This window comes from Saccharothrix sp. HUAS TT1 (assembly GCF_040744945.1).
Taxonomy (GTDB): Bacteria; Actinomycetota; Actinomycetes; order Mycobacteriales; family Pseudonocardiaceae; genus Actinosynnema.
The window spans coordinates 3,990,263-4,003,409 of record NZ_CP160453.1; the positions used below are offsets into that span (position 1 = coordinate 3,990,263).

Here is a 13,147-nt window from a genome sequence, read left to right on the forward strand (position 1 = left end):
CACGGCAAGGTGAAAGAAGCCAGGCCCCGGCGGATCGGTGATGCTCATAGCGTCTCGCCACCCCGGCGAAGACGGGTCCGCGCCGGGCCACAATCCTCCGGTCACGCGGTCGGTGCCGTGAGCGGCTACTCGTGTTCACTTCGGAGAGCGGAAAGAAGGGTCAATACATGATCACGCTGGAAACTGTGAACCTCGAGATCGACGGACCGAAGGCGACTATTTACCTGAACCGGCCGGACAAGAAGAACGCGATGAATCCGCAGATGCATCGCGATATGAACCAGGCCCTGGACGAGATCGAGGCCGCGGGCACCGTCAAGGCGGTCGTGGTGACCGGTGTCGGCGACAGTTTCAGCTCCGGCATGGACCTGGAGGAGTGCTTCCTCCAGCCGTTCGACGACCCGCAGTTGTTCTACAAGACGAACCTGATCGCGCTGAAGTGGTTCCAGCGGCTGAAGGCATTCCCGGCGGTGACCATCGCCAAGGTGAACGGCTTCGCGTTCGGCGGCGGTTTCCTGGTGGCGGGCCTGTGCGACCTGGCCATCGCGGACGAGGAGGTGCTGTTCGGCCTCTCCGAGATCAACTTCGGCATCTTCCCGGCCGGCGGCGCGACCTGGGCGGCGGCCCACAACCTGCCGCGCAAGCAGGCGCTCTACTACATCCTCACCGGCGACACGATGACCGGCGCCGAGGCGGCCCAGCACGGCCTGGTGAACAAGGCGGTGCCCGCCGACCAGCTGGACGAGGTGACCGACAAGCTCGTCCGCAAGATCGTGAAGAAGAACCCGGTCACGCTGGCCCTGGCCAAGCAGGTCTACGAGACCAACCGCCGGCAGGAGCTGCCCGCCGCCATCGACTACGACCAGGCGAAGCTCTGGGAGCTGTCCCGGCTCAGCGGCAACGAGTGGATCAACGTGGCGCTCAAGCAGTTCGAGAAGCGCGCCTACCAGCCCGGTCTGTCCACCTACGACCGGGAAGGGGTGAAGTCGTGATCGTCGCCGGCCCGAGCGTCGAGATCCCCGACCGCACCCTGACGGCGTTCGTGCTGGAGCGCGCGGAGCAGCACGGCGACACCGTGGCCGTGGTCGACCACCTGGGCAAGGGCGAGCGCACCTTCACCGAGCTGGTCGCCGAGGTCCGCCGCACCGCCGCCGGGTTGCATGCCCGCGGCTTCGGCAAGGGCGACGTGGTCGCGATGCTGTCGCCGAACGTGCCCGAGTACCCGATCGCCTTCCACGCCGCCGCCCTGGTGGGCTGCACGGTCGTGGCCCTCAACCCGCTGGACACGGCGGACGACCTGGCCGACCGGCTGAACGAGTCCGGCGCGCGGCTGCTCGTCACCGCGCCGTCCGAGGTGGCCAAGGCGACGGCCCTGGTCGGCCGCACGAAGGTCGAGGAGGTCGTGGTGTTCGGCGAGGCGGAGGGCGCGACGCCGTTCGCCGCGCTGGCCTCCGACGGCCCGGTGCCGGACCCGGACGTGGACCCCGCCGAGGACGTCGTCACGCTGCTGCACTCCAGCGGCAGCACCGGCTCGCCCAAGGGCGTCATGCTGACGCACCGCAACATGATCGCCAAGGCGCTGCTGACCAGCCTGGTCGCGCCGACCGGGCGGGGCGAGAAGGCGCTGGCCATGCCGCCCTTCCACCACGCCTTCGGCCTGTCGATGATGATGAACGCGAGCCTGCTCCAGGGCACGACCCTGGTCACCATGCCGCGCTTCGAGCCCGAGGCGTTCCTCAAGGCCATCGACGACCACCGCATCGCGCGGCTGTACGTCGTGCCGACGATCGCGGTGCTGCTGGCCAAGAGCCCGCTGGTCGACCGGTACGACATGTCGTCGCTGCGCTCGATCGTCTCCGGCGGCGCCACCCTCGACCCGGCCACCGCGCGGGCCGTCCGGGAGCGCATCGGCTGCGACATCAGCCAGGGCTACGGCCTCACCGAGTCGATGGTGTCGTTCATGCAGGACCTCGACCCGGAGACGCCCGCCTCGGTCGGCCGCACCGCGCCCGGCGTCGAGTGCAAGATCGTGGACGTCACCACCGGCGCCGAGCTGGGCCCGGACCAGGACGGCGAGATCCTGATCCGCGGCCCCCAGGTGATGAAGGGCTACCTCAACGCCGCGGAGGCCACCGCCGCGGCGCTGGAGCCGGACGGCTTCCTGCGCACCGGCGACCTCGGCCACGTCGACGCCAACGGCGAGCTGTTCATCGTCGACCGGATCAAGGAGCTCATCAAGTACAAGGGGCAGCAGGTGTCCCCGGTCGAGCTGGAAGCGGTCGTCATGACGCACCCGAAGGTCGCCGACGCGGCCGTCATCGGCGTGGCCGACGAGGAGGCCAGCGAGGTGCCGAAGGCCTTCGTGGTGGCCCGGGAGCCGATCACGCCGGAGGAGCTGATGGCGTTCGTCGCCGAGCGCGTCGCGCCGTACAAGAAGATCCGGCAGGTCGAGTTCGTCGACCAGATCCCGCGCACGCCGGTCGGCAAGATCGAGCGCCGCACGCTGAAGGAACGCGCCCAAGCCGCCTGACCTCGCGCCGGGAACGCGCGCGGCGACGGCGGAAGTCGTGCGACGACAAGACGTCAACCTCGAAGAAGTTCCGCTGAAGCCGTGCGCAATAACCTGATAGGGGATAGTTCCCGGCCGGAACCGGGGTGGCGCCACTGGTCATCCGTCGTGTCCGGGTCTCGGTGGAGTGCTTTCCCCGACAGTCCTGAGGAGATCTGATGACGCAACCCAAGGTTGTCTCCCGCGAAGAGTGGCTGGAGGCCAGAAAAGCGCTGCTGGAGAAGGAGAAGGAAGTCACCCGCGCGCGCGACATGATCGCGGAGGAGCGGCGCAAGCTGCCGATGGTGAAGGTGGAGAAGGACTACGTCTTCGAGGGGCCGAACGGCAGCAGGCTGTCGCTGCTCGACCTGTTCGAGGGCCGCCGCCAGCTCATCGTCCGGCACTACATGTTCGCGCCGGGCGCGACCGAGGGCTGCATCGGCTGCTCGATGCAGACCGACAGCGTCGGCGAGCTGGCGCACATGTGGGCCCGCGACACCACCTTCGTCCTGGTCTCCCGTGCGCCGGTGGCGGACTTCACGCCGTTCAAGCAGCGCATGGGCTGGACGATCCCGTGGTACTCGTCGTTCGGCAGCGACTTCAACTACGACTACGAAGTCTCGACCGACAAGGGCGAGTCGCCCGGCGTCAGCGCGTTCTACCGCGACGGCGACGACGTGTTCTTCACCTACTCGATCTTCGATCGCGGCGGTGACATCTTCAAGAACTTCTACAACTACCTCGACATCACCCACCTGGGGCGTCAGGAAGACGTCCTGGAGCACCCGTGGGACTGGTGGCGCTTCAAGGACACCTACGACCTGGAGGAGTCCACCGGCCCCGGCGACAACTGGTGGAACGGCACCAGGTACAAGTCGTAGTCGAGCCCGACCCCGTCCGGCCGCCCGCCGACCACCTCGGCGGGCGGCCGGCGAGGGGGTGTCGGCGCGGCCCCCGGTGGCCACGCATCGCCGGCGCGGCGAGCGGGCGGTCCACCGCCGGGCGCCGCGCACACCCCCCGACAGCCGGCCCGGCGTGGTCCGCCGCGCCGGCCTTCGGCTTTTCCGGCCCGGGTCCCCCGATCGCGGTGACGTCGCGGTCGTTCCCCGGCAGACTCGGACCGTCGTGACCGCGCGGGGACCGGTCCGCGACGACCCCGCGACGACCCCGTTCCGCAAGACACCACGACCTGGAGGACCCATGAGCGACCTGTCCGGCAGCACCACGATCGTCGTCGGCGCCAGCCGCGGCCTCGGCCACGGCATCGCCACGGCCTTCGCCGAGGCGGGCGCGTCGGTGGTCGCCGTGTCCCGCACCGAGGCGAAGTTCGCCGAACCGGCCAACGGCCGCATCACCGCGGAGGTCGCCGACGCGGGCGAGGACGGGGTGGCGCGCGCCCTCATCGAGCGCCACCGCCCCCGGACCGTCGTCCTGGTGGCCGGCGCGAGCCCGCACATGGTCCCGCTGCAGGACCAGACGTGGGAGTCGTTCTCCACCAACTGGGAGTCCGACGTCCGGATCACGTTCCACTGGCTGCGCGACATCCTGCTCACGCCGCTGGGCAGGGGCGGCCGGGTGATCGTGATCAGCAGCGGCGCGGCGCTGAACGGGTCGCCGCTGAGCGGCGGGTACGCCGGGGCCAAGGCCACCCAGCGCTTCATCGCGGGCTACGCCCAGGGCGAGGCCGAGCGCGAGGGGCTGGACATCGCCTTCACGTCGGTGCACCCCAGGTTCGCGCCGATGACCGGTGTCGGCGCGCCCGCGGTCGCGGCGTACGCGGCGCGCGCGGGCCGTCCCGTCGAGGAGTTCGTCAAGCAGATCGGCCCCGTGCTCGACCCGGAGATCGCCGGCGCCGCCGTGGTCGAGCTGGCCCGCGCCGAGGTCGCCGACCTCGCGCCCGGTTACGTGCTCAACGGCGCCGGGCTGAAGAAGCTGCCCTGATCGGGTTCCACCGCGTCCCGGGAGCGGGGGCGGGCCGCGACGCGGCCCGCCCCCGTTCGCGCGCGGTCGGGCCGGGCGGCGTGCTCAGGACCGGCTCGCGGCCGGTTCCACCTCGGCCTCGACCTCGTGCCGCCTGCGCTCCCTCGCCGTCGCCATCGACGCCGCCGCGGCCGTGCTGTCGTCGCCGACGCCGATCAGCAGGCTGTTCAGGATCGTCTCGTAGCAGCGGTCGGCGTCGACCGGGTCGATCAGGTAGCCGCCCAGCTCCAGGTTGACCAGGCCGTGCGTGGCGATCCACATCTCGTGCGCGACCAGCAGCGGGTCGCCGTCGCGGAACCGGCCCGCCTCGATGCAGCGGGTGGCGCAGTCCACGACCGTGATCAGCGTGTACCGGCCGTACTGGCGGTCCTCGTCGGTCAGCGAGAACCCGGCCAGCGACTGCCCGCCGAACATCACCGCGTACAGGTGCGAGTTCGCCTTGGCGTTCTGCCGGTAGGCGTGGCCGAGCACGGCCATGTCGGCGACCGGGTCGTCGGTCCGGCGGACGCCGGCGAACTGGCGCTCCAGCCGGGCGAAGCCCTCGTGCACCATCTCCCGGACCAGGCCGCTCATGCTGCCGAAGTGCGTGTAGACGGCCATGGTGGACGTGCCGGCCTCGGCGGCTATCTTCCTGGTGGACAGCGCCTCGGCGCCGTGCTCGGCCAGGAGCCTCGCGGCGATGTCGACGAGCGCGGCGCGGGTTTCCGGATCCAGTTTCCGTGGACTCACCTTGACAGTGTTGCACAACGCCGTTATTCTTTGTCTAACGTTGTTATGCTACCGGTGCGATGTCTGCCTCGCACCGGGATCCCGTGAGATCGCCTGGAACGGCCGGTGCGCCGCGGGCGCGGTTCGGAGCGCGGAAACCCTGATCCGACGGGTCAGCGGCCCGTTCGGGCGGGCGCGCCGGTGCGGTGGGGCGGGTTCCCCCGTCAACGTCGTCAACGGTGGTCGGCCGGTGTGCCCGAAGGCGTCGCGAGTGCGGTGGGTTCACGCTTTCGTGCGATGTGCGATTCGGACAACCGAACCCGTGGGACGACCTTGAGCGGCGCGGTGGGGCGAGGCAGCGGTCGGGGGGATTGCCGCTGCCTCGCCCGTGGTGGGAGCGGCGACTCAGCCGGCCGACATCTCCTCCACCACCGCGGGCACCACAGTGGAGTCGGCCTGGGGTGCCGGTTCCGATGTGGGCTCGAGGAAGCTGGTCGCCCCGGCGGGGACGACACCGGCCGTGGCGGTCGGGTTCGGGCCGGGGGGCGTCGTGGTCGGCGCCGGGTGGGTGCGCGGCCGCCTCGGGCCAGGTCGCACGTCTGAGCTCATCTGCACCCTCCTGGGCTCGGCCACGGGCTGCGGCGACCTGTCGTCCGGCTGCCTTCCTACGTGTAAGGGAACGATCCCTAGCGTCGTGTCGGCAACAGTAATGCAGTCGGATCACGGGGGCAAGGGGGTCTCCGGAGCACCCTCGACCGCCCGCCGGGAGGGTGGTGTTCCCCTTGTGCGCAGGGGGAATCGCCGGCCCTCCTCCCCGGTGGGGCCGGTGGCCGATCGCCTGGGCGCGCGCGTGACCGCCAGGTCCTGTATGGACGAGGGAGAGTTGGGCGGAATGCAGAGAGTCCTTGTTGTTGCTGGTTTTCCGGCTTCGTCCCCATAGGACTGACGTAGGGCATCGGCGAGGAGAAAGTCTTTTGTGGACGATCTGACGAGCGTCGGCCGCCTGGTCCGCCGGCTTGTGCGGGTGGCGCAGCTCCGGGGGGCGGGCCGTCCGGGTCTCGTGGCGGTCCGACCTCCGGCCGCCGGATGGCCCCGGGTCGGAGCGGCCAGGCGGGCGCGGGCGGCCGGGGCGGGCACGAGCGACCCCGGGACGGGCGCGGTCGGGTTCGGGAACGCGCTCGGAGCCGTTAATGCGGTGGTCGGAAATGATTTACCACCACCGTGGAATTGCGGTGCTCCGTTTCCGTCGGACGGCCTCCGGTGACCCGTCCGTGATCATGACTCGCCGTAGCAGTCACCCGGTCGCGCAAGGGTTCGGCCGACCTCAGGCCGACCACGCCGACGGGCTCGCCGCCACCGCCGAACGGGTGGGCGGGACCGCCGGGAGGGCCCTTCCCGCGACGACGTTCGGTGACGCCGGGCGGCGCGCCACCCCGCCGGTGTGTGAGGTGCGGCACCGATCCGCTGTACACGTTGTCCCAAGTAGCAAGGGTTGTAGCGAGCGGGCCACCCGGTCGGCCGATCCCGGGACGGCCCGCCGGGAGGGTCGTGGGCGGCGGCGTCGGGCCGGTGGGCGTCTACTACCTGCCCCTGTCCGGCTCGTATTCGTCGGAGGCGGGGGGACCGGTCCGGCGGGGCCGGGGTCGACCATTCCAGCCCGATCACTCATAGTCACCAATCGTGAGGGGTCGACACCTCGGCCGCGCGCTCGGGTGTGCCCGGACGCCACCGAACGGCCGTACCGGTTGCGCGAGAAGCAGGACAGCCGTCTCACAGATTGCGGTCCTGCTCGGCGGCAATTACCTGGGGCCGCACGTCCTGCTAGCGTCCTGCACGGTACGGAGTTATGGGGGCTCCGCACAAAAAGGCCATCTGGGGTGGTGGAGATCGGCAATCCAGTAGGACCAGCCGTATTCACGTAATAGCGATCGAAAGGTCCGCGCCGCACCGAGGCGGCTTTCTCGGACTGCTACCCGCCGGTTCTTCGCGGAAACCGGACGTCGGTGGCGCCGCGCGTGGGACCGAACCGGTCGCGATATCGGCCGAAAGGTGAACGACCGTGCACGATGCCGTTCAGCGCGCCATCAAGATGATGCGTGCGAACTACTACGAGCCCCTGACCCTGCGCGATGTCGCGGGTGCGGCGCTGGTCAGTCCCTTCCACTTCTCGCGGCTGTTCCACGCGGCCGTCGGCGTGCCGCCGGGGCGGTACTTGACCGCGGTCCGATTATTCGAGGCGAAACGGTTGCTGCTGACCACGTGGATGAACGTCGCGGACATCGTCGCCACCATCGGGTACAGCAGCGTCGGCACGTTCACCACGAGGTTCACCCGCGCGGTCGGCCTCTCGCCGACCCAGTACCGCAACCCGGAGGTCAGCGGCCTGCTCGCGGCCGTCGCGCTGCCCGACTTCGACAACCCGCTGGAGACCGCCTCGACGGTGTTCGACCCGGTCCCGCTGCCCCGCCACGGCGGCGGTGGCTCGTTCGTCGGCACGCTCGACGTCCCCGAGCGGGACGAGGGCTCCGAGGTCGTCGTCGGCCTCATCGACGACCTGATCCCGCGCAGCGCGACCCTGTCGACCGCGCTCGTGCGGCGGCCCTCGGACTTCGAGCTGGTGGTCGGCGGCCCGGCGGCGCGCTGCGTCGCGGTCGTGACGCGGCGGGGCCCGTCGGCGGCGGGCGTGCGGTTCGCGGGCGGCCTGGGGCACCCGCTCGCGATCGGCGCGGGGCAGCGCCTGGGTGTCGCGGTCCGGCTGCGCGACCACGTGCGGGCGCCGGCGCCCGCGGTGGCCGGCAGGCGGTAGCAGGTATTCGTGCGGATTGTCCGCACCGCAAGGCCGGAGTAGACCGGACGAGCCCGGCGAGGCATTCTCGGACGCACTGCCGAAATGGCCGGACGAATGTCCACCACGGGTTTCGGCCAGGTGGCTCGACGGTGTCATGACCGCTTCAGCGAGTGGAATGGAGGGACTGTCGTGCAGTCTGCGGTAGAACGTGCGATCGACACGATGTGGAGCCGCTACCACGAACCGCTCTCACTGGCCGACATGGCGGACACCGCGATCCTGAGCAAGTTCTACTTCTCCAGGGTCTTCCGGACGCTGACCGGCACCTCGCCCGGCCGGTTCCTCACCGCCATCCGCCTGACCAAGGCCAAGCAGCTGCTGCTGGAGACGTCGTTGAGCGTCACCGAGATCTCCTACATGGTGGGCTACAACAGCCTCGGCACGTTCACCAGCCGCTTCACCCGCAGCGTCGGCGTGCCGCCGGCCCGGTACCGGGCGCTGTCCCGCGGTGGCGCGCCCGCGCCGTCGTCCTACCCCGGTCCGGCGCGCGGCAACCAGGCCGGCGCGGTGACGGGCTGGATCGGCGTGCCGGAGACCGGGACGCCGGTGCGGGTGTACGTGGGCGCGTTCAGGGACCCGATCGCCCAGGGCGTGCCGGTCGCGTGCGACCTCCGCGCCGGCTCGGGGCCGTACCGGCTGGAGGCCATGCCGGAGGGCCAGTTCTACCTCCGCGCCGCCGTGGTGGCCGTGGACGACCTCGACCCGAGCCCGGCGAAGCGCCGCCCGCTGTTCGTCGGCGCGGCCGAGTCGGTGCCCGTGCGCGCGGGCCGCATCGCCGAGGCGGACATCGAGACCAGGTCGGCGTGCGCGCTGGACCTGCCGATCCTGCTGGCCCTGCCGGAACTCGACAGCCGCCGCGCGACCGACGTCGAGCTCGCCGCGCCGTCGCCGGCCCACCGCTAGTGCCCGAGCGGCGGCGGGCGGGTTCCTGGCGGTGGCTGGCCCAGTCCGCGGTGCTCGCGGCGGTGCTGGTGCTGGCCACCGCGGGCGCCGCGATCGGCTGGCGGGTGGGCGGCCTGACCGGGGTGGCGGTCGGCGCGGGCGCGGGCCTGCTGGTCGCCGCGCTGCTCGTGCTCGCGGCGGACCGCCTCACCTCCGCGCTGGTCGCCCGACCGCCCGACCGCCGTCGACCGGGCGACGACCGCCGCTGAGATCGCCGGGCGCCGGGCGACGACCGCCGCTGAAACCACCGGGGCGCGAAGGGGGACAGCTCCGGCCCGAGTGGACCGGAGCTGCCGTCGTACCGTCACTCGTGCGCGGTGTGCGCCGTCGGCGGCAGGGGATCGGGCTCGCCCTCGCGGATCCTCATCCAGCTGCCCACCCGCCGGGCCGCGGCGAGGCTGGACCAGGACGTCAGGTCGATCAGCGACCGGTCGTCCGGCTGCCCGGCGCGGTAGCGGTCGAGCACCGGCTGGTCGATCTGGTAGGACGCCAGCGCCGTCAGCAGGGCCAGCCGACCGGCGTCCCGCTGACCCTCCGGCAGCACGGCGATCGACTCCTCGACCCACCCGCGGCTGATCCCCGGTGGACGGCCGTCCCAGCGCTCCAGGTGCTCCAGCACCAGCTGCCGCACCTCGGCGGGCACCGTGCGGCGACCGGCTCCCTCGATGGTGGCCGCACCCCGCGCGTAGGCCCCGGCGATGGCCGGGTGGCCCTCCGCCCAGCGCATGTCCTCGGGCAGCGGCGCGTCGGGCAGCAGGTCGAACGACGTGCCCGGCAGGGGACCGCGGCGCTCGGCCGACTTGATCAGCCACACCAGCACCCGGCGCACCACGGTCATCGACGCCGCCGGCGCGCCGGGCGGCAGCGGCAGCTCGCCCAGGAAGATGTTCACCATCCGGTTGAGGTACTGCAGGATCACCGCCGTGCCGACCATCTCCGGCGCCTGCCCGACCGGGAACGGCACCGGGTGCGCGGCGCCCGTGTCGGGGCTCGCGTTCGCGGTGGCCCACTCCCCGGCGGCCCGCGCCGCCGGCTCGGGGATCGTGCCGCCCCGGTAGCCGACCAGGTCGATCAGCATCGAGGAGTGCATCGAGATGCAGAAGGGACAGTTGTTGGTCTCCGAGACGGCGGTCGACACCGCCTCCTTCTGCGCCCGCGGCACCGATCCCGGCACCAGCAGCGTCTCGCGCAGCATCAACCAGCTCGCCGCCAGCACGTCCGGTGAGGACGCGTGCAGCGCGATCGGCGGCGCGAGCACGCCGAAGTCGCGCTCCAGCTCCCGGTAGACGCGGGCCACGACCGGGTCGCCCTTGCCGTACCGCACCGGGCGCACCTGGCGCACCTGGGAGGTCGACAGCCCGCGTAAGCCGGCCTGCACTGTTGTTCGCATCGAAATCGGTTCCTCCGCCGGCGCTCAAAGGTGATCGGGAAGAAGAAACTCCAGCGTACTGACGACCTCCGCCGGCCGTAAGGGCTTCACGGACCGACGGCCGACGGCTCCGGGGCACGCGCCCCGGGGCCACCGGCCGCCGCATTCCGCCCTCCACCGATCAGGGCGCACCCCACCGGCCGTCGACGCGTGCCGGTGAACCCCGGGCCGGCGTCCACCGGCACGCGCTCACGCCGCCGAGCGCACCGTCATCGGCAGCCCGCCGCGCACCCGCAGCGTCAACATCGGCTCACCGCGGGCCTCGTAACCCGGCGCGGTGGCGAGCCGCAGCTCCCGCACCACGCTGGCGGTCACGATCGTCGCCTCCATCATCCCGAGGCCGCTGCCGACGCAGACCCGCGGACCCGCGCCGAACGGGATGTAGGCGTAGCGCGACCGCCCGGCCGAGCGGCCCGCCTCGAACCGGTCCGGGTCGAACCGGTCCGGGTCCTCCCAGAACCCGGGGTGCCGGTGCAGCGTGTACGGGCAGATCAGCACGTCCGCGCCGGCCGGCACGTGGTAACCGCCGATCTCGTCGGCCTCCTTGGTCACCCGCGGCAGGATCCAGACCGGCGGGTACAGCCGCATGACCTCCTGGATCACCTGCGTGGTGAACTTCAACCGCGGGATGTCCTGGAACGTCGGCTGCCGGTCGCCCAGCACCTCGACCGCCTCGGCGTGCAGCCGCTCCCACACCTCGGGGTGCTTGTCGGCCAGGTAGAACGTCCAGCTGAGCGTGCTCGCCGTGGTCTCGTGCCCGGCCAGCAGCAGCGTCACCATCTCGTCGCGCATCCGCTGGTGCCCGGCCACCGGGTCGGACTCCTGCTCGACCGCCTCGACCAACCGCGACAGGATGTCGTCGCCCGCCCCGGTCGGGTTCCTCCGGCGCTCCTCGGCCAGCTGGGCGACGATGCGGTCCAGGTCGGCCCGGGCGCGGTGGAAGCGCCGCTGGATCGGCAGCGGCACCCAGTGCGGCACCGTGCTCAACGACATCATCTCGAACATCGCCTGGTTCTGGACCGCCTCGAACGAGTGCCCGATGGACTCGAACGCGCCGAGGTCGGCGTCCAGCAGCGCCCGGCCGAGGACGCCGAGCGTCAGCCCGGTCATCTCCTCGCTGATGTCGATCGGCCCACCGCCGCGGTGCTCGCGCAGCTTGCGCACCAGCCCCGCCGCCTCCTGCGCGATGACCTCGGCCTTGCCCGCGATCCGCTTGGCCTGGAAGACCGGCTGGATCGTCTTGCGCTGCGCCTTCCACAACTCGCCCTCGCTGGTCAGCAGGCCGTCGCCGAGCGCGCGCCTGGCGTGCACCAGGCCGATGCCCTTGAGGAAGTTGCCCGGGTTGTCGGCCAGCACGTACTTGGCGTGGTCGGGGTGGTTGAAGAAGTACATCGACTTCGGACCTAATCGCAACCGCACCGCGTCGCCGTACTGCCGCGACACCGACGTCATCACCGAGAGCCGGTCGCGGGCCATCCTGGCCAGCAGGCTCAACGTCTCGCTGCGCGGCGGGCCGGGCACCGCCCGGCGCGCGCCCGCCGTGTCCGTCGCGGTCATGCCGACACGTCCGCGTCACTGGTGAAGGCCGCGGTGATCCGCTTGCGCCACACCTCGAAGGCCGGGACGCCGGGGTGCTCCGGCAGCTCGGCCACCGCGGGCGGCCGGGTGTCGTGGCACAGCTTCGCCGCTTCCTCGGGCGTCATGTCGCAGAAGACCCCGGCGGCCACGCCGGTGTGCTCGACGACCAGCCCCTGGTCGACGCGCGCGGTGGCGGCGAACGCGCTGCCCTGCGCGACGTTGGGCAGGTACGGGCCGACGCGGTCGGCGTACCACCGCAGCTCCTCCTCGGGCAGGCCGCCCGCGTAGGTGGCCGCCAGGCCGGAGCCCGCGTACAGGTCGGCGTGGCGCTCCTCGGGGAACTCCTCGATCAGGTCCGCCACGACCTTCGGGTCGGCGCCGCCGACGAACCACAGGGCCCGGCCGATGCCCTGGTCGATGCCGCGCGGCGAGTACCAGCTGGACCCGTCCTCGGGCCACGGGAAGTCCACTTCGACGTACTGCTGCCGCACGTACTTGTCGGTGTGGAAGTACGCCTGGTGGAACCCGTAGCCGTCGAGCGCCAGCCAGCGCAGCAGCGGGTCGGCGTCGAGGCCGAGCTTGGACCAGCGCGCCCTCGGCACCCTGGCCATGGCCCAGCCGACGCCCACGTAGACCATGTAGTCGTGGGCCTTGGCCCGGCCCTGGAGGAACCGCCCGGTCCGCCCGCCCCGGCCGAACGGGAGCGCGTCGCGCACGGCGAAGCCCATCCCGGCGCCCTCGTAGGCGAAACCGCGGAACTTGTAGGGCATCTCCTCCAGCTTGCGCTCGGCCTCGTCGGGCGTGCGCGATTCCGCGGCGTAGCCGTAGCCTTCCAGGAAGGACCGGCCGACCGCCTCCAGCAGCTCCTTGGCGGTCTCGTCCTTGTAGTGGAAGCCGCGCACCGACAGCTTGGTCGCGGAGATGTTGGGAGTCAGGACGCGGCGTCTGAGCGCCCCCCACGGGCTGGACAATGTTCGCTCCCTTCGTCCCGCCACGGTGGCCGCAGCGATTGGGACTCAAGGGAAATGGTCGGTCGGGGGTGTGCCCGTTGCCTACTCCTCCCGTGCTCATCAGGCCGCCGACCCGGCGAAAACCGAGGATTCCTCTGCCGGCG

At 71.6% G+C, this 13,147-nt stretch carries 12 protein-coding genes; 7 read left to right on the forward strand and 5 right to left on the reverse strand.

Annotation, left to right across the window (positions count from 1 at the left end):
- Positions 1-167: 167 nt before the first annotated feature.
- From AB0F89_RS19600 to AB0F89_RS19615, 4 genes are all read left to right on the forward strand, one after another.
- Positions 168-992: a p-hydroxycinnamoyl CoA hydratase/lyase gene (locus AB0F89_RS19600; protein WP_367138196.1), complete on the forward strand. Its 825-nt coding sequence runs from the start codon at positions 168-170 to the stop codon at positions 990-992.
- A complete protein-coding gene (locus AB0F89_RS19605; RefSeq protein WP_367138198.1) occupies positions 989-2,530 on the forward strand; it encodes an AMP-binding protein in 1,542 nt (513 codons plus the stop codon). Before AB0F89_RS19600 ends, AB0F89_RS19605 begins: the two co-directional genes overlap by 4 nt.
- A 197-nt stretch (positions 2,531-2,727) precedes the next feature.
- Positions 2,728-3,429, forward strand: a complete 702-nt coding sequence (locus AB0F89_RS19610; RefSeq protein ID WP_367138200.1) for a DUF899 domain-containing protein — start codon at positions 2,728-2,730, stop codon at positions 3,427-3,429.
- Between the two features lie 319 nt (positions 3,430-3,748).
- Positions 3,749-4,489, forward strand: a complete 741-nt coding sequence (locus AB0F89_RS19615; protein ID WP_367138202.1) for an SDR family NAD(P)-dependent oxidoreductase — start codon at positions 3,749-3,751, stop codon at positions 4,487-4,489.
- An 84-nt stretch (positions 4,490-4,573) separates the two neighbouring features.
- Here the strand turns inward: AB0F89_RS19615 and AB0F89_RS19620 are convergent, their stop codons facing one another.
- Complete coding sequence (locus AB0F89_RS19620) at positions 4,574-5,257, reverse strand: TetR/AcrR family transcriptional regulator (protein WP_367138204.1); 684 nt, start codon at positions 5,255-5,257, stop codon at positions 4,574-4,576.
- A 384-nt stretch (positions 5,258-5,641) separates the two neighbouring features.
- Positions 5,642-5,845: a hypothetical protein gene (locus AB0F89_RS19625; protein WP_367138206.1), complete on the reverse strand. Its 204-nt coding sequence runs from the start codon at positions 5,843-5,845 to the stop codon at positions 5,642-5,644.
- 1,450 nt (positions 5,846-7,295) lie between these two features.
- Here AB0F89_RS19625 and AB0F89_RS19630 point away from each other — a divergent pair.
- From AB0F89_RS19630 to AB0F89_RS19640, 3 genes are all read left to right on the forward strand, one after another.
- Entirely contained in the window at positions 7,296-8,042 is a 747-nt protein-coding gene (locus AB0F89_RS19630; RefSeq protein ID WP_367138208.1) for a helix-turn-helix domain-containing protein, read from the forward strand.
- 171 nt (positions 8,043-8,213) lie between these two features.
- Positions 8,214-8,987 (forward strand): helix-turn-helix transcriptional regulator, encoded by a 774-nt coding sequence (locus AB0F89_RS19635; RefSeq protein ID WP_367138210.1) that lies wholly within the window; start codon positions 8,214-8,216, stop codon positions 8,985-8,987.
- Positions 8,987-9,235, forward strand: coding sequence for a hypothetical protein (locus AB0F89_RS19640; protein WP_367138212.1), 249 nt, complete (start codon positions 8,987-8,989; stop codon positions 9,233-9,235). The genes AB0F89_RS19635 and AB0F89_RS19640 overlap by 1 nt, the downstream gene beginning before the upstream one ends.
- 95 nt (positions 9,236-9,330) lie before the next feature.
- Here AB0F89_RS19640 and AB0F89_RS19645 read toward each other — a convergent pair whose 3' ends face one another.
- The 3 genes from AB0F89_RS19645 to AB0F89_RS19655 form a co-directional block, all read right to left on the reverse strand.
- Positions 9,331-10,416 (reverse strand): carboxymuconolactone decarboxylase family protein, encoded by a 1,086-nt coding sequence (locus tag AB0F89_RS19645; protein WP_367138214.1) that lies wholly within the window; start codon positions 10,414-10,416, stop codon positions 9,331-9,333.
- Between the two features lie 228 nt (positions 10,417-10,644).
- Positions 10,645-12,012: a cytochrome P450 gene (locus AB0F89_RS19650; protein WP_367138216.1), complete on the reverse strand. Its 1,368-nt coding sequence runs from the start codon at positions 12,010-12,012 to the stop codon at positions 10,645-10,647.
- A complete protein-coding gene (locus AB0F89_RS19655) occupies positions 12,009-13,004 on the reverse strand; it encodes a DUF1702 family protein (RefSeq protein WP_367138218.1) in 996 nt (331 codons plus the stop codon). Before AB0F89_RS19655 ends, AB0F89_RS19650 begins: the two co-directional genes overlap by 4 nt.
- Between the last annotated feature and the right edge of the window lie 143 nt (positions 13,005-13,147).

What these genes read in the sequence shown, in the direction of transcription:
- AB0F89_RS19600 (WP_367138196.1), top strand. Translation starts at nt 168, where the DNA reads ATGATCACGCTGGAAACTGTGAACCTCGAGATCGACGGACCGAAGGCG.
- AB0F89_RS19610 (WP_367138200.1), top strand. Translation starts at nt 2,728, where the DNA reads ATGACGCAACCCAAGGTTGTCTCCCGCGAAGAGTGGCTGGAGGCCAGA.
- AB0F89_RS19615 (WP_367138202.1), top strand. Translation starts at nt 3,749, where the DNA reads ATGAGCGACCTGTCCGGCAGCACCACGATCGTCGTCGGCGCCAGCCGC.
- AB0F89_RS19625 (WP_367138206.1), bottom strand. Translation starts at nt 5,845, where the DNA reads ATGAGCTCAGACGTGCGACCTGGCCCGAGGCGGCCGCGCACCCACCCG.
- AB0F89_RS19645 (WP_367138214.1), bottom strand. Translation starts at nt 10,416, where the DNA reads ATGCGAACAACAGTGCAGGCCGGCTTACGCGGGCTGTCGACCTCCCAG.
- AB0F89_RS19650 (WP_367138216.1), bottom strand. Translation starts at nt 12,012, where the DNA reads ATGACCGCGACGGACACGGCGGGCGCGCGCCGGGCGGTGCCCGGCCCG.